Annotated in this window: 14 protein-coding genes and 1 rRNA gene; 4 read left to right on the plus strand and 11 right to left on the minus strand. The window is 71.4% G+C overall.

All coding sequences use genetic code 11. The features are described 5' to 3' along the window. The 4 genes from SD460_RS00005 to SD460_RS00020 all read right to left on the minus strand — a co-directional run. Window positions 1-104, minus strand: a 16S ribosomal RNA gene (locus SD460_RS00005); the annotation flags it as partial. A gap of 433 nt (window positions 105-537) precedes the next feature. Then, window positions 538-2,094: an amidase gene (locus tag SD460_RS00010; protein ID WP_290057864.1), complete on the minus strand. Its 1,557-nt coding sequence runs from the start codon at window positions 2,092-2,094 to the stop codon at window positions 538-540. Continuing rightward, complete coding sequence (glnA, locus tag SD460_RS00015) at window positions 2,094-3,437, minus strand: type I glutamate--ammonia ligase (RefSeq protein ID WP_290057863.1); 1,344 nt, start codon at window positions 3,435-3,437, stop codon at window positions 2,094-2,096. Before glnA ends, SD460_RS00010 begins: the two co-directional genes overlap by 1 nt. A gap of 61 nt (window positions 3,438-3,498) precedes the next feature. Further along, window positions 3,499-4,779 (minus strand): MFS transporter, encoded by a 1,281-nt coding sequence (locus tag SD460_RS00020; protein WP_290057862.1) that lies wholly within the window; start codon window positions 4,777-4,779, stop codon window positions 3,499-3,501. 87 nt (window positions 4,780-4,866) lie between these two features. Between SD460_RS00020 and SD460_RS00025 the strand changes: the two genes are divergently transcribed. Continuing rightward, window positions 4,867-5,523 carry an LppX_LprAFG lipoprotein gene (locus SD460_RS00025; protein WP_290057861.1) on the plus strand — a complete coding sequence of 219 codons (657 nt, stop codon included), beginning with the start codon at window positions 4,867-4,869 and terminating at the stop codon, window positions 5,521-5,523. Here the strand turns inward: SD460_RS00025 and SD460_RS00030 are convergent. Beyond that, a complete protein-coding gene (locus SD460_RS00030; RefSeq protein ID WP_290057860.1) occupies window positions 5,520-6,983 on the minus strand; it encodes an alpha/beta hydrolase in 1,464 nt (487 codons plus the stop codon). The genes SD460_RS00025 and SD460_RS00030 overlap by 4 nt on opposite strands. Further along, window positions 6,968-8,530, minus strand: a complete 1,563-nt coding sequence (locus SD460_RS00035; RefSeq protein ID WP_290057859.1) for an alpha/beta hydrolase — start codon at window positions 8,528-8,530, stop codon at window positions 6,968-6,970. The genes SD460_RS00030 and SD460_RS00035 overlap by 16 nt, the downstream gene beginning before the upstream one ends. A gap of 156 nt (window positions 8,531-8,686) precedes the next feature. On the opposite strand from SD460_RS00035, the gene secA2 reads away from it, so the two are divergent. Together secA2 and SD460_RS00045 are read left to right on the plus strand one after the other, a co-directional pair. Beyond that, complete coding sequence (gene secA2, locus SD460_RS00040) at window positions 8,687-11,026, plus strand: accessory Sec system translocase SecA2 (protein WP_290057858.1); 2,340 nt, start codon at window positions 8,687-8,689, stop codon at window positions 11,024-11,026. 119 nt (window positions 11,027-11,145) lie between these two features. Then, a complete protein-coding gene (locus tag SD460_RS00045) occupies window positions 11,146-12,867 on the plus strand; it encodes an NAD+ synthase (protein WP_290057857.1) in 1,722 nt (573 codons plus the stop codon). Window positions 12,868-12,981: 114 nt separating this feature from the next. Here SD460_RS00045 and SD460_RS00050 read toward each other — a convergent pair whose 3' ends face one another. Both SD460_RS00050 and SD460_RS00055 read right to left on the minus strand, forming a co-directional pair. Beyond that, window positions 12,982-13,596 (minus strand): VOC family protein, encoded by a 615-nt coding sequence (locus SD460_RS00050; protein ID WP_290057856.1) that lies wholly within the window; start codon window positions 13,594-13,596, stop codon window positions 12,982-12,984. A 7-nt stretch (window positions 13,597-13,603) separates the two neighbouring features. Beyond that, window positions 13,604-14,941, minus strand: a complete 1,338-nt coding sequence (locus tag SD460_RS00055) for a S8 family peptidase (protein WP_318305714.1) — start codon at window positions 14,939-14,941, stop codon at window positions 13,604-13,606. An 82-nt stretch (window positions 14,942-15,023) separates the two neighbouring features. Between SD460_RS00055 and SD460_RS00060 the strand changes: the two genes are divergently transcribed. Next, complete coding sequence (locus SD460_RS00060; RefSeq protein WP_290057853.1) at window positions 15,024-15,554, plus strand: methylated-DNA--[protein]-cysteine S-methyltransferase; 531 nt, start codon at window positions 15,024-15,026, stop codon at window positions 15,552-15,554. A 6-nt stretch (window positions 15,555-15,560) separates the two neighbouring features. On the opposite strand, the gene SD460_RS00065 is transcribed toward SD460_RS00060, so the two are convergent. The 3 genes from SD460_RS00065 to lysX form a co-directional block, all read right to left on the minus strand. Continuing rightward, window positions 15,561-16,139, minus strand: coding sequence for a DinB family protein (locus tag SD460_RS00065; protein ID WP_290057852.1), 579 nt, complete (start codon window positions 16,137-16,139; stop codon window positions 15,561-15,563). 73 nt (window positions 16,140-16,212) lie between these two features. Then, window positions 16,213-16,779: a hypothetical protein gene (locus SD460_RS00070; protein WP_290057851.1), complete on the minus strand. Its 567-nt coding sequence runs from the start codon at window positions 16,777-16,779 to the stop codon at window positions 16,213-16,215. 63 nt (window positions 16,780-16,842) lie between these two features. Further along, window positions 16,843-20,166, minus strand: a complete 3,324-nt coding sequence (gene lysX / locus SD460_RS00075) for a bifunctional lysylphosphatidylglycerol synthetase/lysine--tRNA ligase LysX (protein ID WP_290057865.1) — start codon at window positions 20,164-20,166, stop codon at window positions 16,843-16,845. Window positions 20,167-20,260 lie beyond the last annotated feature (94 nt).

Raw genomic sequence — 20,260 nt, forward strand, 5'->3', positions numbered from 1 at the left:
CCGTTCGCCACTCATCCCCACCCGAAGGTGGTTCAGCGTTCGACTTGCATGTGTTAAGCACGCCGCCAGCGTTCGTCCTGAGCCAGGATCAAACTCTCCAACAATGAATAGTTTAATCGAGGCAAATGTTACTTGCTCTCAAAGGAACCTCATACGAGGTTTCATATATAAGCTCTACTGGCTTAGTTCACTAGCACACTGTTGAGTTCTCAAGCAACACACTCTGGATTCACCGCCTTATCAGCGGCTATATCCTCGGCAGTTGTTCCAAGCGATATTCACAAGCTTTTGGTCGAGCATGCCTCATCCCACGATGTTAGTCGTAGGGAATCGGCGGCCGCTCGTGGGCCGACGCTGAACATTACCCGGTCCGATCCGCGGTGTCAACCCGCTCGTCCCGGCCTGGTCTCCGGGGCTTGCGGCCCCGGTGTGACCCGGTGTTCCTGGCGACGAAGAGAAGATTACATGCCCTGGAACCGCCCCAAAACAGGGGGGTCACTTAACGCCATTGCCGCAGGTCAGAGCGTGTCCGCCCGCCTACGACGGCGACGTCGGCAGGTAGCGCGGCGGGACCCGCGCCGGCGCGGCCCGTTCGAAGTCGGCCGCGAGACCGAGCATCCGGGCGTCCGACCACCGGGCACCCATGAATGAGATACCCACCGGGAGGGCGCCGGCAAACCCCGCGGGCACGGTCACGTCCGGGTAGCCCGCCACCGCGGCCGGGGTCGACGACGGGATCACGTCGTTGTCGCCCACCGCGCAGTCGGTCGGCCACGCCGGCGGGTTCGTCGGCGACGCGATCGCGTCCAGGCGGTACTTCGCCAGCGTCTCGTCGAGGGAGCGGCGGGCAAGATCCGAGAGCTCCGCCCGGCCGGCGAGGTAGCCCGGGTCGGTCGGCGGCGGCGCGGCCAGCGCCTGCTCGAACAGCTCCTGCCCGGCGAAGCACGTCCGCTCCAGCGGGTCCGCCCGGTTGTAGGCGATCAGCTCGGCCAGGTTCCGCGGCCCGCGCGGACGGGTGGCCAGGTACTTGTCGATGTCCCGGTGGAACTCCGTGAGCAGCGCCGGGAACTCCAGTTCGCCGAGCCGGGCCTGGTACGGCGGAGTCACTTCGACGACCGTCGCACCTGCCTTGACCAGGGAATTCCGGGCGGACGTCATGACCGCGTCGGTCTCGCGGCCGAGCACCGGCAGCCGCCAGAGGCCGATCCGCGCGCCGCGCAGGACGCCCGGCTTCAGCAGCTTCGCGTAGTCCGTCGGCTGCGACTTCGGGTACTGCGCCGTCGCGGGATCCGCGGGGTCCCGCCCCTGCAGGACCGACAGCGTCAGCGCGACGTCGACGACGTTGCGGGCGATCGGCCCGGCGGTGTCCTGCTCGGCGGAGATCGGCACCACGCCGGTGCGGCTGACCAGGCCGAGGCTGGGTTTGTGACCGACCGTCGCGGTCATCCCGGCCGGGCACACGATCGAGCCGTCGGTCTCCGAGCCGATCGCGACCTGGGCCAGCGACGCGGCGACGCCGGCCGCGGACCCGGCGGACGACCCGCACGGGTTGCGGTCCAGCACGTACGGGTTGTTCGTCTGACCACCCACGCCCGACCAGCCCGACGTCGGTTTCGCGGCGCGGAAGTTCGCCCATTCGGACAGGTTCGCCTTGCCGAGGATCACCGCTCCGGCGTCCCGCAACCGGGTGATCAGCGTGGCGTCCTTCGCCGGGAGGCTGCGCAGGGCCCGCGAGCCCGCCGTCGTCCACTGGTCGCGGGTGTCGACGTTGTCCTTGACCAGCACCGGGATGCCGTCGAGGGGGCCGCGCAGGCGGTGCGCGCGACGCCGGGCGTCACTCGCCGCGGCCTGGCTCAGGGCCGCCGGGTTGAGCGCGAGGACCGCGTTGACCCTGCCGTCGATCCGGTGGATCCGGTCGAGGTAACTGCCGGTCAGGCCCACCGCGGTGAGCCGGCCGGACGCCATCCGCGCCTGCAGTGCCGGGATGTCGGCCGAGTCGAGGTCGAAGCGGGCGGGCGCCGCTGTCGCGGGTGTGCCCGTGACAAGCACGAGTGCGGCGGCCAGGATCGCGAGGAACACCGGCCGCCGCCCCATCAGAGCACCGGGAGGAGCGTTCGGAGTTCGTACGGGGTGACCGCGCTGCGGTAGTTGTCCCACTCCACGCGCTTGTTCCGGAGGAAGAAGTCGTAGACGTGCTCGCCGAGCGCTTCCGGCAGGAGTTCGGACTTCTCCATCTCCGCCAGCGCCTCCCCCAGGTTCTGCGGCAGCTGCGAGTACCCGGCGGCGCGCCGCTCGGAGTCGCTCAGCTGCCAGATGTTGTCCTCGGCCGGCGGCGGCAGCTCGTAGCCCTTCTCGATCCCCTTCAGCCCGGCGGCCAGGATGACCGAGTACGCCAGGTACGGGTTGCACGCCGAGTCCAGCGTACGGATCTCCACCCGCCGGGATGACGCCTTTCCGGGTGAATACATCGGGACGCGGACGAGCGCGGAGCGGTTCGCCCGGCCCCACGAAACCGTCGTCGGCGCTTCACTGCCGCTGATCAGGCGTTTGTAGGAGTTCACCCACTGGTTGGTGACCGCGGAGATCTCCTTGGCGTGGTGCAGCAGGCCCGCGACGAACGCCTTGCCGGTGTCCGACAGCTCGTGCGGGTCCTCGGCGTCGTAGAAGGCGTTGCGATCGCCTTCGAACAGGCTGATGTGGGTGTGCATGCCCGAGCCGGGCTGGTCCGTGAACGGCTTCGGCATGAACGTCGCGCGCACGCCCTGGGTCAGCGCGACCTCCTTGACGACGTAGCGGAACGTCATCACGTTGTCGGCCATCGTCAGCGCATCGGCGTAACGGAGGTCGATTTCCTGCTGGCCCGGTGCCCCTTCGTGGTGGCTGAACTCGACCGAGATGCCCATCGCCTCGAGGGTCTCGATGGCGTGCCGCCGGAAGTGCGTCGCCGTCGCGTGGCTGGCCTGGTCGAAGTAGCCGCCGTTGTCGGCGGGCTCCGGCTCGCTGCCGTCGTCGGGCAGGTTGGCGAGGAGGAAGAACTCGATCTCGGGGTGCACGTAGCAGGTGAAGCCCGCTTCGGCGGCCTTCGACAGCTGACGCCGGAGGACGTGCCGCGGGTCGGCCCACGACGGCGAGCCGTCCGGCATCGCGATGTCGCAGAACATGCGCGCCGAGTACGGGCCGCCGTCCGGGGTCTCCCACGGCAGGACCTGGAAGGTGGCCGGGTCCGGTTTGGCGACCATGTCCGATTCGTAGACGCGCGCGAAGCCCTCGATGGCGGAGCCGTCGAACCCGATTCCCTCGGTGAAAGCGCCCTCGAGCTCGGCGGGCGCGACCGCGACGGACTTGAGGAACCCCAGCACATCGGTGAACCAGAGACGGACGAAACGGATGTCGCGCTCCTCGAGCGTGCGGAGCACGAATTCCTGCTGGCGATCCATGGCCGCACCCTAACGACAGCGTGTTAACGGGATGTTTCACGACGCGCCGAGGGTGACGAAGTCAGCTCGCGAGCACCGGAACGGGCTTCTTCGCGCGGGTGATGGCCAGTGACGCCGCCGACGCCAGCACCGCCAGGACCGCCGCCGAGTACCAGGCCACGTTGTAGTTGCCCAGCTGGTCGCGGACCAGGCCGGCCGCCGAGGCCGCGAACGCCGCGCCCAGCTGGTGGCTCGCGAAGACCCAGCCGAACACGATCGGGCCCGCGTCGCCGAAGGCGCGGACGCAGAGCGCCACCGTCGGGGGAACCGTGGCCACCCAGTCGAGGCCGTAGAACAGGATGAACGCCCACATGCTCGGCTGGACCGAGTCCGTGAACAGCTGCGGCAGCAGGGCCAGCGACAGCCCGCGCAGCGCGTAGTACACGCCGAGCAGGAGCCGCGGGTCGACGCGGTCGGTGAGCCAGCCCGAAAAGATGGTGCCGACGACGTCGAAGACGCCGACCAGGGCCAGCAGGCCCGCCGCGGTCGTCTGGGGCATGCCGTGGTCGTGGGCCGCCGGGACGAAGTGGGTGCCGACCAGGCCGTTCGTCGTCGCTCCGCAGATCGCGAAACCGGCGGCGAGCAGCCAGAACGTACGGGTGCGGGCGGCTTGGCGCAGCACCGAGAGCGCCCGGCGGACCGAGCCGGTCGTCGGGGCCGGGCGGGTGACCTCCGCGTCGGACGGCGCGCCGTACGCCGTGGTGCCGATGTCGGCCGGGTGGTCGCGGATGACCAGCAGGACCACCGGGACGACGGCGAGCGCCGCGATCGCGATGACCAGTGACGCCGTCCGCCAGCCCGAGGTCACCGCGAGGTTCGCGATGAGCGGGAGGAAGATCAGCTGGCCGGTGGCGCCCGCCGCGGTCAGGACGCCCGTCACGACGCCGCGGCTGCGGACGAACCAGCGGGCGGCGACCATCGCCGCGAAGCCCATCGCCATCGAGCCGGTGCCCAGGCCGACCAGGACGCCCCAGCACAGGATGAGCTGCCAGCTCGCGGTCATGAACACCGTGCCGCCCGCGCCGAGGGCGATGACGAACAACGCCGTCGCCGACACGCGGCGGATGCCGAAGCGTTCCATCAACGCGGCCGCGAAGGGCGCGAAGAGGCCGAAGAGCACCAGGTTGACCGAGACGGCCGAGCTGATCGTCGCCGTCGACCAGCCGAACTCCTGGTGCAGCGGGTCGATGAGGACGCCGGGGGCGGCGCGGAAGCCGGCGGAAGCCAGCAGCGCGACGAAGGCGGCACCGGCGATCGGCCAGGCGCGGTGCAGCTTCGGGGCGGGACGGGTCTCAACAGTCACCTAGGCAGTCTCTCCGCGCGCGCGTGACGTCGAAAGTGGCCGGGAGGACATCATCCGCAAGGATCGGGCCACGGCTACCCTCTCGGCATGCCCCGCGCCGCCCTTCTGCTCGTGCTCCTGCTGACCGCCGGCTGTACCGGATCACCGGACACGCGAGGGCCCTTCCCCGCGGGCGCCGACCTGGTCCGCGACGCCGCGACGTCGTTCGCCGCGGTCCGCAGCGTGCACTTCGCGGCCGGCGTCAACGGCGTGCTCCCCGGCTTCCCGCTCCGGCAGATCGAGGGCGACGCGACCCTCGACGAAGGCGGCGGGGCGACCGGCACGGCCGACGTCCAGGACGGGGACGGGCACACGAAGTTGCGGTTCACCGTCCGCAAGGACGACGTCACGACGGAGCCCGAGGTCGGGCCCCTGCCGGAGATGTACACCGTGGGCGCGTTCCTCGGCCCGTCCGCCGGGCTGAAGCGGCTCCTCGACGGCGTGACCGACGCCAAGACCGAGGGCAAGGAGAACGTCGACGGCGCCGCGGCCCTGCGCGTCGGCGGCAAGGTGCCCGCGGCCGTCGCGCACGGCGTGCTGCCGCAGGTCACCGAGGACGTCGTCGTCAAGGTATGGGTTTCGGTCGACGGGCCGCGGCGGTTCACCCGCCTGTGGGCGCAGATCCCGCCGGCCGGGGACCACCTCAGCCCCGTGATGATCGAACTGTCGCTGACCAGGCAGAACGAGCCGGTCGACCTCGGCTAGCAGCGGGTGGTCGCGGCGGTGCCGCCGATCAGGTACGCGATGCCCGCGCGGTCCACGCACACGTTGCCCTGCAGGAACACCGTGTGCTGGACGCCTTCGTGGGTGAGCAGGACGCCGTCGAGGTCCCTGGCGAGGTCGACGCCCTGCCGGTACGGCGTGGCCGGGTCGTGCGTGGTCGACACGACCAGGGGTTTCGGCAGGCCGGGGGCGCGCGGCGTGTGTTCGGCCGACGTCGGCGGGACCGGCCAGGTCGAGCAGATGTCGAGTTCGCTCGTGTCCGGCGTGCCGCCGGCCAGGAAGGGCGCGCCGGCCAGCATCTCCCCGTGCGCGCGGTCGATCTCGGCCCGGTCGGTCACGCGGGTGTGGTCGACGCAGCGGACGGCGAAGTACGCGTCGATCGCGCCGCTGTAGTGGCCTTCCGGGTCGCGCTGGTAGTAGTCGTCGGCGAAGGCCAGCAGCGTCCGGCCGTTGCCCTGGGCCACCTGCGCGAGCGCGGCCTTCAACGCGGGCCAGTCGCCGCGGGAGTAGAGCCCGCCGAACGTGCCCGTGATCGAGTCCTCGAACGACAGCTTCCGGGTCCCCGCCGGGAGGGGCTTCGCGACCAGCGGGCGCACGAGCCGCTGGAACGCTTCCGTGCTGCCGGCGAACGGGCACGTGCACCACTTCGTGAACTCGTTCAGGGCGTCCTGGAAGCCCGCGGCCTGCGTGACCAGCGAGTCCACCAGGCCCTGCGCGGGGTCGACGGCCCCGTCGAGCAGCAACGCGCGGACGTTGCGCGGGTACGCCTCGGCGTAGGCCGCGCCGATCTGCGTCCCGTACGAATAGCCGAGATAGGTGAGCTTCTCGTCGCCGAGCACCGCGCGGAGGACGTCGAGGTCGCGGACGACGTCCCGGGTGCCGGCGTTGGCGAGGAACTCTTTGCCGTACTTCGTCGCTTCGACGCACTTCGCGCCGTACGCGGTCGTCTCGGCGAGCTGCTTTTTCACCCCATCGGGCGACGCGTCGCTCTCGATATCCGACGCGCGGTCCGCGTCCTGCTCGGCGTCGGTGCGGCAGGTGATCCGCGGCTCGCTGGTGCCGACGCCCCGCGGGTCGAAGCCGACCAGGTCGAACCGGTCCAGCAGGGGCGCGGCGGCGGGGGTCTTCGCCAGCGCCGCCGCCGTCGCCGTCCCCGAACCGCCCGGCCCACCGGGGTTGACGACCAGCGAGCCGATCCGCTGCTTCGCCGCCTTGTGCCTCAGCAGGCCGACCGTGACGGTCTTGCCGTCCGGCGCCGCGTAGTCCAGCGGAACGGTCAGGTGCGCGCAGTCCAGCGCCTGCCCGCACGGGGTCCAGGTGAGCTGCTGCGACGTGAACTTCCCCAGGTCAGGAGGTGGTGGTGGCAGCGGCACGGGTGCCGGAGCACTCGTGCACGCCGCCAGCAGCACCGCCAGCGCGACGGCGCCTACTGCCCGGAGCACCGGGTCCCGTCCGGCGGCACCGTGCCGTCGACGAGGTAGTCCACGCCCGCCTCGTCCACGCACTTCACGCCCTGGAGGAACACCGTGTGCTGGGTGCCCTCGAAGGTCAGCAGCGCGCCCTTCAGGCCCTTCGCGAGGTTGACGCCGGCCTGGTACGGCGTCGCCGGGTCGTTGGTCGTCGAGATGACCAGCGTCTTCGCCAGGCCCTCGACGTTCGGCACGTGCGGCTCGGAGGTGTTCGGCACCGGCCAGAACGCGCAGGCGTCGCGGGCCGCCGAAGCCGGGCGGCCGTCGTCGAGGAACGGCGCCACCTTCACGTACTCCTCCTGCGCCTTCAGGATGACCTGCGGGTCCGTGACGCGCGGGTCGTCGACGCAGCGGACCGCGGTGAAGGCGTCCTGCGTGGTGCCGTACTTGCCGGTGGAGTCACGCTCGTTGTAGATGTCCGCCAGCTTCTCCAGCGTCGCGCCGCGATGCTGCTTCAGCTCGTTGAGGCCGGAGTTGAGGGTGTCCCAGAGGCTCTGCTGGTAGAGCGCCTGGATGACGCCGGTGGTGGCGTCCTCGTAGGAGAGCTTGCGGCCGTCGCCGACGGGCACCGGGAAGTCGATCAGCGGGCGGACCAGGTTCTGGAACGCCGTGACCGCGGCGCCCGCGTCCCCGCCGAGCGCGCAGTCCTGCTGGGCGGTGCACCACTTGGCGAACTCGGTGAACGCCGTCCCGAAGCCCTGGCCCTGCGCGACCAGCGACTCGACGGCGTCCTGCTCGGGGTCGACGGCGCCGTCGAGGATCATCGCGCGGACGTTCTTCGGGAACGCTTCGGCGTAGGCCGACCCGATCCGGGTGCCGTAGGAGTAGCCCAAATAGGTCAACTTTTCGTCGCCGAGGACCGAGCGGAGGACGTCCAGGTCCTTCACGACGTCCCGGGTGCCGACGTTCGCGAGCATCCCGGCGCCGTCGTCGGTGCGCTGGGCGCACTTCGCGGCGAAGTCCTTTTCCTGCGCTTCCTGCTTGAGCACCCCGGCGGGCGAGCCGTCGGTCTCGCTGTCGTCGGCGCGGTCGGCGTCGCGCTCGGAGTCGGTCAGGCAGTGGATGGCCGGCTGGCTCGCGCCGATGCCGCGCGGGTCGAAGCCGACCAGGTCGAAGCGCTTGCCGAGGCCGGTGCTCGCCGTCGGCTTGACCAGCCCGGCGGCCGCGACCATGCCGGAGGCGCCGGGGCCGCCCGGGTTGACCACGAGCGACCCGATCCGGGAGCCCTCGTCGGACGCCTTGTGCCGGAGCAAGCCCAGCGTGATGGTCTCCCCCGCCGGCTTCGCGTAGTCCAGCGGCACGGTCAGCCGCGCGCACTGGACGTCTTTCGCCTGGAAGGCCGACCGCGAGTCCTCCGACGTCGCGTAAGGTGCGCAGTCGGCCCAGGACAGGCTCTGGCCGTAGAACCGCTCCAGCCCGGCCGGCACCGGCCCGGACGGCGGGTGCGACTCCGTCGTCGGCGCGACCGGCGCCGGCTTTCCGGAGGACGTGCAGGCGGCCAGCGAGGCCGCGATCAGCACGGATGTCGCAATTGCGGTGATCCGGCGACGACCGGACCTGGCGCTGGGATGAGGGAACACGGTTGGATCGTCCCATCCGGCCGCGGAACTCGAACGCACCACCGTCGCGTTGGGTGGTGGAAGGCCGGTCGAGCGAGAGAGAACGGGAGACCAGGGGTGGCAGCACTGATCAGCCGGGTGGGCAAGAAGCTCCGCCGGATCATCCAGCGGCCGGGCAGCGTCGAGCTGACCCGCTACGAAGCACTGCTGCCCGCGGTCGAGAAGCTCGAACCCGAGCTCGAGAAGCTCTCCGACGAAGAGCTGACCGAGCGGGCGGGCGAACTCCGCGAGAAGCTGAAGGACACCGCGTTCGGCGACAACCACCTGATCGAGATCTGCGCGCTCGGTCGCGAGGCCGCCCGGCGCGCGCTCGGCGAGCGTGCGTTCGACGTCCAGATCCTCGGCACGATGGGCCTGCTCAGCAAGCACGTCGTCCAGATGGAGACCGGTGAGGGCAAGACGCTCGCCGGTGCGCTGGCCGCGGCCGGCTACGCGATCCGCGGGAAGCGCGCGCACGTCGTCACGGTCAACGACTACCTGGCCCGCCGCGACGCCGAGTGGATGGGCCCGGTGTACGCCCTGCTCGGCGTGTCGGTCGGCTGGGTCGAGCCCGCGCACTCGCGCGAGGAGCGCAAGGTCGCCTACGCCAAGGACGTCACCTACGGCGCCGTCGCCGAGATCGGCTTCGACGTGCTGCGCGACCGCCTGGTCACCAGCGTGGACGACCTCGTCCAGCCCGAACCCGAGGTCGCGATCGTCGACGAGGCGGACTCGGTGCTGGTCGACGAGGCCCGCGTCCCGTTGGTGATGGCCGGCTCGATCGACCACACCGACGCCGACGAAGAGGTCGCGAAGGTCGTCCGGCGGCTGCGGCTCAACCTGCACTACGAAACCGACAGCGAGGGCCGCAACGCCTGGCTGACCGACGCCGGCGCGTCCGTCGTCGCGAAGTCGCTCGGCCTGGAGGTCGACGACCTCTACGGCGAGACGGCGTCCGACCGGCTCCCCGCGGTGAACGTCGCGCTGCACGCGCACGCGCTGCTCACCCGCGACGTCGACTACCTGGTCCGAGACGGCAAGGTGCAGCTCATCAACGCCGCCCGCGGCCGCGTCGCCGAGCTGCAGCGCTGGCCGGACGGCCTGCAGGCGGCCGTCGAGGCGAAGGAGCAGGTCACCGCGACCGACCGCGGCGAGATCCTGGACTCGATCACCGTCCAGGCGCTGCTGGCGCGCTACCCCGAGGTCGCGGGCATGACCGGGACCGCGGTCGCCGTCGCCGAGCAGCTGCGCGAGTTCTACGAGCTCGAGGTCGCGGTCATCCCGCCGAACACCCCGAACGTCCGCGAGGACCTGGAAGACCGCGTCTTCGCGTCGCCGTCGCAGAAGCTGCGGGCGATCGAGGAGGAGATCCGGACGGTCCACGAGACCGGGCGGCCGATCCTCGTCGGCACCCAGGACGTCGCCGAGTCCGAAGAGCTGGCCGAGAAGCTGGCGAAGGTCGACCTCGAGTGCGTCGTGCTCAACGCGCGCAACGACGCCGAAGAGGCCGCGATCATCGCCGAAGCCGGCAAGAAGGGCGCGGTCACCGTGTCCACGCAGATGGCGGGCCGCGGTACCGACATCCGGCTGGGCGGCACCGACGGCGCGACCCGCGAAGAGGTCGTCGAGCTGGGCGGCCTGCACGTCATCGGCACCGCGCGGTACCCGTCGAGCCGGCTCGACGGCCAGCTGCGCGGCCGCTCCGGCCGCCAGGGCGACCCGGGCAGCGCGATCTTCTTCGCGAGCCTGAACGACGAGCTCGTGCTGTCGAACGCGCCGGACGTGCCCGAGGGCATCGTCGACGACGAAGAGACCGGCGAGATCACCGACGGCGCGGCGCTGCGGCAGCTCAACCACGCCCAGCGCGTCGCCGAGGGCGTCGACCTCGAGATCCACCGCAACACCTGGCGCTACACGCGGCTGATCGAGCGGCAGCGGCGTGACCTGCTGACCCACCGCGACAAGGTGCTTCGCACCGCGTACGCGGCGGAGGCGATGGAGAAGGCGCACCCGGAGAAGTTCGGCGAGCTGAAGGAGAAGCTCGACGACCAGGAGAAGCTGGAGCAGATGTGCCGCGAGGTGCTGCTGTTCCACATCGACCAGCTCTGGTCGGACCACCTGGCGTACCTGACCGACGTCCGCGAGAGCATCCACCTGCGGGCGTTGGCGCGCGAGACGCCGCTGGACGAGTTCCACCGCGCGGCGATCCCGGAGTTCCACAAGATCATCGGCGAGGCCGACTCGCGGGCGGCGAAGACCCTCGAAGAGGCCGAGCTGACCGACGAGGGCATCGACCTCGGCGAGGCGGGCGTCCGGCGGGCGAACACGACGTGGACGTACCTGGTCCACGACAACCCGTTCGATTCGGACTTCGAGCAGACCATCAAGAAGGTCCGGAGCATGATCAAGCGCAAGTGACGCTGTCGTGAGTGTTTAGGACGGTTAGAACCGTCCTAAACACTCACGACCGGCTGGGGCACGGACGGTTCGCCCACATTCGCTCGGCCTCCCGGGTGGCCGTGGGACAGAATGGCGGCATGCCGCAACTGCGCATCGCGCTCGCCCAGGTCAACCCCACCGTCGGCGACCTCGACGGCAACGCCGACCGGCACGTCGACTGGACCCGCCGGGCCGCCGAAGCCGGCGCCCACGTGGTGGTCTTCCCCGAAATGTCCCTGACCGGCTACCCGGTCGAGGACCTCGCGCTGCGCCGCACCTTCGCCGAGGCCTCCCGCCAGGGCGTCGAGTCGCTGGCGCGCCGCCTCGACGAAGCCGGGTGCGGCGAAGTGCTGACCTACATCGGCTACCTCGACGTCGACGAGGCCGGCCCGCGCGACGCGGCGGCGGCGCTCTACCGCGGCGAGGTCGTCGCGCGGCAGTTCAAGCACCACCTCCCCAACTACGGCGTGTTCGACGAGCACCGCTGGTTCAAGCCGGGCACCACGCTCGACGTCGTCCGGTTCCACGGGCTCGACATCGGCATGGTCATCTGCGAGGACATCTGGCAGGACGGCGGCCCGATCTCGGCACTCGGCCGGGCCGGTGTCGACCTCGTCGTGGCGCCGAACGCGTCGCCGTACGAACGCTCGAAGGACGAGCAGCGGCTGCCGCTGATCGCCCGCCGCGCCGCCGAAGCGGGCGCGCCGCTGGTCTACACCAACCAGGTCGGCGGCCAGGACGACCTGGTCTTCGACGGTGACTCGCTCGTCGTCGCCGCGGACGGCTCGGTCGTGGCGCGCGCGCCGCAGTTCGTCGAGCACCTGCTCGTGCTGGACATGGACCTCACCGCGGGCGGGCACGCCGGCGACGGCGAGCTCGAAGGCCTGCACGTCCGGCGCCGGGTGCTCAGCGAAGAACCGCTGCCGTCGTACGAGCCGACGGCCGAGCCGGTGATCAGCGAGCCGCTGTCGGACGAGGCCGAGGTGTGGCACGCGCTGGTCGTCGGGCTGCGCGACTACGTGCACAAGAACGGCTTCTCGTCGGTGACGTTCGGCTTCTCCGGCGGCATCGACTCGGCGGTCTGCGCGTCGCTGGCGGCGGACGCGCTGGGCGGCCACAACGTCTACGGCGTCTCGATGCCGTCGAAGTACTCCTCGGGCCACTCGAAGGACGACGCCGCCGACCTGGCCCGGCGGATCGGGGCGCACTACCGCGTCGAGCCGGTCGAGGACATGGTCCGCGTGTACGTCGAGCAGCTTTCGCTGACCGGGCTGGCCGAGGAGAACATCCAGGCGCGGACGCGGGGCATGCTGCTGATGGCACTGTCCAACCAGGACGGTCACCTGGTGCTGGCCACCGGCAACAAGACCGAGCTGGCGGTCGGGTACTCGACGATCTACGGGGACGCGGTCGGGGCGTTCGCGCCGATCAAGGACGTCTTCAAGACGCACGTGTGGCAGCTGGCCCGCTGGCGCAACGCCGAGGCGGCCAAGCGCGGCGAGACCCCGCCGATCCCGGAGAACTCGATTTCGAAACCACCGTCGGCCGAGCTGCGGCCGGGGCAGGTCGACACCGACTCGTTGCCGGACTACGCGCTGCTCGACGACATCCTCGACGACTACGTCGAGGGCGACCGCGGGTACGCCGACCTGATCGAGGCCGGGTTCGACGCCGAGACCATCGACCGGGTCGTGCGGATGGTCGACAAGGCCGAGTACAAGCGGCGCCAGTACCCGCCGGGCACGAAGATCACGTTCAAGGCCTTCGGCCGCGACCGGCGGCTCCCGATGACCAACCTCTGGCGCGAGGGCAAGGCCTGACCGCTTCCGGCGGAGTCGGATCGGCGGCAGAAGGTCGCGAATGACTCATTGGGGACCTCGCTGGTCCCGAATGAGTCATTCGCGGCATCGGGAAGGGCGGGGATCGGGCCGCTGTCAGCTGAGCGCGACCTGGCGGCCTTCCGGAGTCCGGAGGGCCGCCGTGAGGGTCGCCTTTTCGGTGCGGCGGACCAGGAACTCCAGGCCCAGCGCCTCCGTCGCCGTGTGGACCGACGCCGGGTCCGGGTGGGTGGCCGTCACCATCAGGAGCGGCAGGGACGGCAGGCCGCGGGTCGTCGGGTGCGGGGTGGTGCCCCAGTCGATCAGGAACGGGCGGAGCGTGCCCGGCGCGCTCGGCGGGGTCAGCCGCCAGCGCAGCGTCTCGCCGTCGGCGGTGGACCGGGACATCTCGCGCGCGTCGCCCGGGTCGAAGCCGTGGGCGCGGGCCTGGGCGATCGTCGCGTCGAGGTCGGTCGTGCGGACCGCCCACGCGACCAGCGCGGGCTCGGTGAGGTCGTCGATGCCGAACGGGCGGGGCAGCTCGGGTTCCGGCTGCGCCGGGTCCGGGCCGATCACCTCCAGGTACATCCCCGCGCCGAGGTCGGCGAGGTGGTTGGCGGTGCCGAGGCCGGGGTGGCTGCCGCCGGGTGCCGGGGTGACCCCGGTCAGCTGGGCGACGCGGGCGACGGCGGCGGCGAGGTCGGGGCCGGCGTAGACGAGGTGATCGAGCACCGCGCCATCATCCCGCGCCGACGGCGCTCGCCGCATCGACCATCCCGTGGCCGTAGTAGGTCGTGCCGGCCGGGATCGCGCGGCAGACGGCGTCCGGGCACGGCAGCGGGGTCGCCGTGGCGTACAGGGCCTGCTTGACGCGCTCGGCGCTCCAGCGCGGGTGTTCGCTCGCGATCAGGGCGGCGACGCCGCTCGCGTGCGGTGCGGCCATCGACGTCCCGCTCGCCGACCGGTATTCGCCGTTCGGCCAGGTCGACCAGACGCGCGCGCCGGGCGCGGCGACGCTGATCCGCGACGCCGAGTAGTTCGAGAAGCTCGCCTTGACGAGCTTCTCGTCGAGCGCGCCGGTGCCGACGACGCCGGGGAGCTCGTGCGGCAGCCGCGTGCAGGTCGGGTTGATCGCGCGCTCCACCGGGGTGCTGTCGGCCGGGCTCTCGCGGTCGATCGAGCGGGTGTCGAGGTCGATCCCGGCGTTGCCGGCCGACGCCACGACGAGGACGTTCCGGCGCTGGGCGTAGGCGACCGCGCGGCCGACGGCGAGCTTCGCCGCGGCCTGGTCCGGCTGGTCGTCGCAGTTGTAGCGCCACGGGATCGAGCGGTAACTGTTGTTGGTCACGGCGAACCCGTGCTCGGCGGCCCAGACGAACCCGCAGACCATGCTCTCGGCCGTCTCGGTGTCGTCGAGTTCGGCCAGCTTGACGGCGGCGATCCGGACGCCGGGGGCGACCCCGACGACGCCGGACCCGTTGCGGGCGGCCGCGATCGTGCCGGCGACGTGCGTGCCGTGGCCGTCGAGCGTGGGCCGCCAGGCGCCGGCGCTCCGGTCGGCCCAGCCGGACAGGCAGGACACGGAGTCCTTGCGGTCGAAGGCACCGGCGAGGTCGGGGTGGGTGTCGTCGACGCCGACGTCGAGCACGCCGACGACGGTGCGCCTGCTGCCTTCGGTGACCGCGTGCGCTTCGGGGAGGTGCAGCGCCGGGACGTCCCACGCGGTGCCCTCGGGCGGGACCTGGCCGGAGTTCGGCGAGTTCGGGCCGGTGTAGCGGACGTCCTTGCGGGGCGCGAAGAACTCCTTCGGGATCTTCGCGGTGCGCGTCGCGCCGACGGCGTCGATGCCGGGCGTCGCACGGACCTTCGCGGCGAAGTCGTCCTTCGCCGTGTACGCGACGACGACGCCGATCTGCGGGTAGCTCGCGACGACGGTGCCGCCGTTGTGCTCGACCACCTGCTCGGCCCACCACGTGTGGTGCGTGACGACGACGTGCGGCGTCACCAGGGGATCCGCCGCGGCCGGGGTGGCGATCAGGCCGAGCAGAAGCGCCGTCACCAAGATCAGTCGCCGCACACGTCCTCCTCCGGATCCGCCCGAACCGAACATAGCGATCAATTGCCGCGGCGGTACCCCTCTTCCGTCGTAGGCTGACCGCATGACGGGCTTCACGGTGTTCGGCACGGCGATCGGGGACTGCGGGCTCGCGTGGCGCGACGACGTCGTGGTCGGCACGTCCCTGCCCGAAGGCAGCCAGGCGCGCACCCGCGCCTGGCTGCTCAAGCGCTTCCCGGACGCGGTCGAGGGGACGCCGCCGGCCGCGGTCCAGGCGGCGGTGGACGGGATCGTGGCCTTGCTGAACGGCACGCGGCCGGACCTGGCGTCGATCCCGCTGGACTTCTCGGCGGTGCCGGAGTTCAACCGCCGGGCGTACGAGATCGCGCGTCGCATCCCGCCGGGCAAGACGCTGACCTACGGCGACATCGCGCACCGGCTCGGGCAGCCGGGTTCGGCGCAGGCCGTCGGGCAGGCGATGGGGCACAACCCGTTCCCGATCATCGTGCCGTGCCACCGCGTCCTGGCCGCGGGCGGCAAGGACGGCGGCTTCTCGGCCCGCGGCGGCGTCGAGACGAAACGCCGGATGCTGGTCATCGAAGGCGCACTGGCCGACGAGCCCACCCTGTTCTGAAAGGTCTCAAGCAGGCTGCCAGGGCTTGATGAACGGGGACTCCGGCCAGCCCTCGGCCGCGGCCATCAGGGGCATCGCCGTGCCGCCGTCGATGTGCTCGCGGATGATGTCCGCGTGCCCCGCGTGGCGGGCCGTCTCCTGGATCAGGTGCAGCAGGACCCACCGGACCGACCAGGCGTCGACGTCCTTCGGGAACCACGGCACGCCCTTCGGCACCGGCACCGCCTGGCCCAGGTCCTCGATCCCGCCGATGACCTCCACCGTCCGCGCCGCGACCTCGTCGTAGCGGGCCAGCGTGCCCGCCAGCGTCTCGTCCGGGAGCAGGGTGTGCGCCGACTGGTACTCGGCGATGCTCTCCGCGAACGGCTTCTGCGGCACCTGCAGGATCGTGTCCAGCCAGCTGTCTTCGGTGGCCGCGACGTGCTTGATCAGCCCGCCCACCGACAGCGAGCTCTTCGTCGACGCCGCTCTCGCCTGCTCGTCCGTCAACCCGTGTGCCGCCAACTTCAGCACGTACCGCTGCTGTTCCAGGAAGCTCAGCAGCCCGTCACGCTCGTCGGCCACCGGACGCACGTTTCCCGCCATGTCGTTCCTTCCGCACAGGGACATCTGCTCCGGATAGTGCCATCCGGCACCGACATTCCGGACCGGAATCGCGCTACCGGTGCGCGTGCCGGGGCGCGGGCTTGACGAAGGCGTACGCGCCGCCGACGCCGTACAGCGCGGCCCGCACCACCAGCTGGAGCCGCGTGAAGACACCCTCGTACGCGTCGAACTGCCGCGAAAGCACGACGGCCAGCCAGGTCACCATCACCACGAGCAGCCCGGCGACCGCGAGCGCGCGCCAGCCCGGCGGCCACCACAGGATCAGGCTGATCACGCCGACCACCAGGACGACGTTGAGCAGCGACGAAATCAGGTCGCTGCGTTCGGGGTAGGCCGCCTGGATCAGCACGAACAGGCCGAACACGCTGACCGAAACGGAGCTGAGCCGCGCCGACCACTGGACCGGGCCGAGGCGGTGCAGGGGCGGGCCGGCGAGCAGGAACGCGACCCCCGAGACGGCCAGCAGGACCCGGAACACCGGCGGTCCGGCCAGCAGCGCCTCGACCGGGTCGTGGACCGGCGAGACGCCCGTCGGGAAGAAGAACTCCAGCAGCCACCCCGAATACCCGAGGACGGCCACCCCCATCAGGAGGGCCGAGGCGATTCGAGCCGTGCGCACGAGGCACACACTAAGCGAAGGCCCGCGTCATGGCGGTGTGACACTGACCGGGACGACGGCTCGTTACGACTGCGGACGGACGAAGGGGAAGAGGACCGTCTGGCGGATCGACGCCCCGGTGAGCATCATCAGCAGCCGGTCGACGCCCAGGCCGAGGCCACCGGTCGGCGGCATGCCGTGCTCCAAGGCCAGCAGGAAGTCCTCGTCCAGCTCCATCGCCTCGACGTCGCCGCTGGCCGCGCGCAGGGACTGCGCCTCCAGCCGCCGCCGCTGCTCGATCGGGTCGGTCAGCTCGGTGTAGGCGGTGCCGACCTCGGAGCCGAACGCGATGAGGTCCCAGCGTTCGGCCAGCCGCGGGTCCTCGCGATGCTGGCGGGTCAGCGGCGAGACGTCGGTCGGGTAGTCGGTGTAGAAGGTCGGCAGCACGGTCGCGCCTTCGACGAGGTGCTCGAACGCCTTGAGCACGAGGTCGCCGTGGCTCGGGTCCTCCCCCACCGGCACGCCGGCGGCCAGGCACAGGCGGCGCAGTTCGGCCACGGACGTCCCGGAGTCGACCTGTTCGCCGAAGACCCGCGAGACGGCTTCGTGGACGGGGATCACCGGCCAGTCGCCGGAGATGTCGTGCTCGACGAGCTTCCCGGCGTCGTCCGGACGGCGCACGACCTGGGCGCCGTACGCCGCTTCGGCCGCGTGCTGGACCAGCTCGCGGGTCAGCGTCCGCATCGTGTCGTAGTCCGCGTACGCCTGGTACGCCTCGAGCATCGTGAACTCGGGGTTGTGCGTCGCGTCGACGCCCTCGTTGCGGAAGTTGCGGTTGAGCTCGAAGACGCGCTCGACGCCGGCCACGCACAGCCGCTTGAGGTACAGCTCGGGCGCGATCCGCAGGTACATCCGCATGTCGTAGGCGTTGATGTGGGTGACGAACGGGCGCGCGTTGGCGCCGCCGTGCACCGTCTGCAGCATCGGCGTCTCGACTTCGAGGTAGTCGGCGTGGTGCAGGCGGTCGCGCACCGCGCGGACCACGGTGGAGCGCAGCCGGAGCATGTTCGTCGAGTCCGGGTTGACCGCGAGGTCGAGGTAGCGCTGCCGGACCCTCGTCTCCGGGTCGGTGAGGCCCTTCCGCTTGTCCGGCAACGGGTGCAGGCACTTCGCGGTGACCGTCCACTCGTCGACGAGCACCGAGAGCTCGCCCCGCTTCGACGTCACGACCTGGCCGCTGACGCCGACGTGGTCGCCGAGGTCGACGCCGGTCCGCCAGCGGGCGAGGTCGAGCTCCCCCGCTTCCAGCATCAGCTGGATCTCGCCACTGAAGTCCTTGACGCGGGCGAAGCACAGCCCGCCGAGGATGCGCAGGTTCAGCACGCGCCCGGCGATCCGGACCCGGTGCCCGGTGGCCGTGTCCGGAGCCAGGCCGCCGAACTTCTTCACGACCTCGCCGATCTGGTCGTCGCGGCGGAACCCGACCGGGTAGGGGTCGATCCCGGCCTCGCGCAGCTTGCCGAGCTTGGCGATCCGGACGCGGACCTGCTCGGGCCGCCGCAGCTGCTTCGTGGCCGGCGTCGCCGCCGACTCCTCGATCTCCTTCGCGCGGGCGACGAAGTCGTCGCCGACCGTCTCCAGGCGCAGCGAGCGCGCCCGGCCGGTCGGGACGAACCCTTCGAGGGCGCCCGCGACGATGCCGACGCGCGGCAGCCGCCGGGCCGAGGAGTAGCAGAGGAACCGCGGCACCCAGTCCGGGCCGTACTTGGCGTTGGACCGGTACAGCGACTCGAGCTGGAAGAAGCGCGAGAAGACGCTCAGGATCCCGCGCCAGGCCCGCAGCACCGGGCCGGCGCCGATGCGCTCGCCCTCGGAGAACACCGCGCGGAACATCGCGAAGTTGAGCGAGATCCGCTGCGCGCCGAGGTGCTGCGCGGCCGCGACGACCTCGGCGATCATGTACTCGTTGAGGCCGTTCTCGGCGTCGCGGTCGCGGCGCATGAGGTCCAGCGAGAGGCCGCGACGGCCCCACGGGACGAACGAGAGCAGGCCGCGCAGGTCGCCGCGGGCGTCGTAGGCCTCGACCATCACGCTGCGGCCGTCGCTGGCGTCGCCGAGCCGGCCCAGCGCCATCGAGAACCCGCGTTCGGTCTCGGCGCCGCGCCAGGCCTGGGCCCTGGCCAGCAGGTCGGCCATCTCCGCGTCGGGGATTTCGCCGTGGCGGCGGACCCGCGAGGTGTAGCCGGCCCGCTCGATGCGCTTGACGGCCTGGCGGACCGAGCGCCGCTCCGGCCCGGCGAGGCTGAACTCCCGGACGTCGAGGACGGCTTCGTCGCCGATTTCCAGCGCCCGCAGACCGGCGTCGGTGTACGCCTTCGCGCCGCTTTCGCTCGCGCCGAGCACGCCGGGGGTCCAGCCGTACGTGCGCGTCTCGTCGAGCCACGCGCGGACCGCGTCCGGCCACGCCTCGGGGTCGCCGATGGGGTCGGCGCTGGCGACGCTGGTGCCGCCGAGCACGCGGTAGGTGACCGCCGCGCGGCCGTTCGGCGCGAAGACGACGCTCTTGTCGCGCCGGGTCGCGAAGTAGCCGAGGGAGTCGTCCTCGCCGTGCTGGGCCAGGAGTTCGCGCAGGCGCAATTCCTCGTCGTCGGTGCGCAAGCGGCGGCTGCGGACGCCGCGGAAGAGCAGGTACAGCGCCGCGGTGGCGACCGCGGTCGCGCTGAGGTCGAGGAAGGCGTCCAGCCAGACGGGCCCCTCGCCGACGCCGATCCGGCGCAGCTGGAGGTTTTCGCCGGTGGCGTGGTTCACGACCCAGGCGAAGCGCTCCCACGTGTCGCCGAGGTGCCCGGGAAACGCTTCCGCGAGCCCCCAGCCGACCAGGATGACCACGGCGAACCCGCCGAACAGCATGGTCAGGCCGTCGCGCCAGGCGCTCGGCGCGAGCCGGGCCGGGAACGCCGGGCGCAGCGCGAGCAGGAACACGATCAGCGCGATCGAGACGACGTCGGCGACGGTCAGCACCCACAGCTGCGCCGGGATGTGCCGGACCTGCTTCGGGCCGAGCGTCAGCAGTTCGGGTGACCACAGCAGCGTCGCCTGCAGGGCCAGGGTGAGCACCAGGCCGCCGACCTGGAACAGCACCAGCGTGTACAGCGCCGCCGCCTTGCGACGGCGCAGGGCCCCGCCGAGCACCACGAGCAGCAGCACCATGACCAGGCTCGCGCTGGTCGGCACGCTCAGACCGGAGAACGCCATGTCGATGCCGTTGAGCAGGCGCCCGTGCGGGCCGTTCGTGAAGAGGAGGATCACCGAAAACACCGCGGCCAGCTGGACCACGGTCGCGACGATGCCGCCCGCCTTCGCCTTCCAGCGGGGGAGGCGCGGGCGCGTGCTCGCGAGGGTTCCCATCGTTGCTTTCGTCGCCTTTCGCGGCCGATCGGTGCTCATGCCGTCTTCTTGACGTCAGTGAACACAGGTTGGTTGTCCCCCGACATCAACCTGA

Origin of the sequence: Amycolatopsis solani (genome assembly GCF_033441515.1) — a bacterium.
Classification (GTDB): Bacteria; Actinomycetota; Actinomycetes; order Mycobacteriales; family Pseudonocardiaceae; genus Amycolatopsis; species Amycolatopsis solani.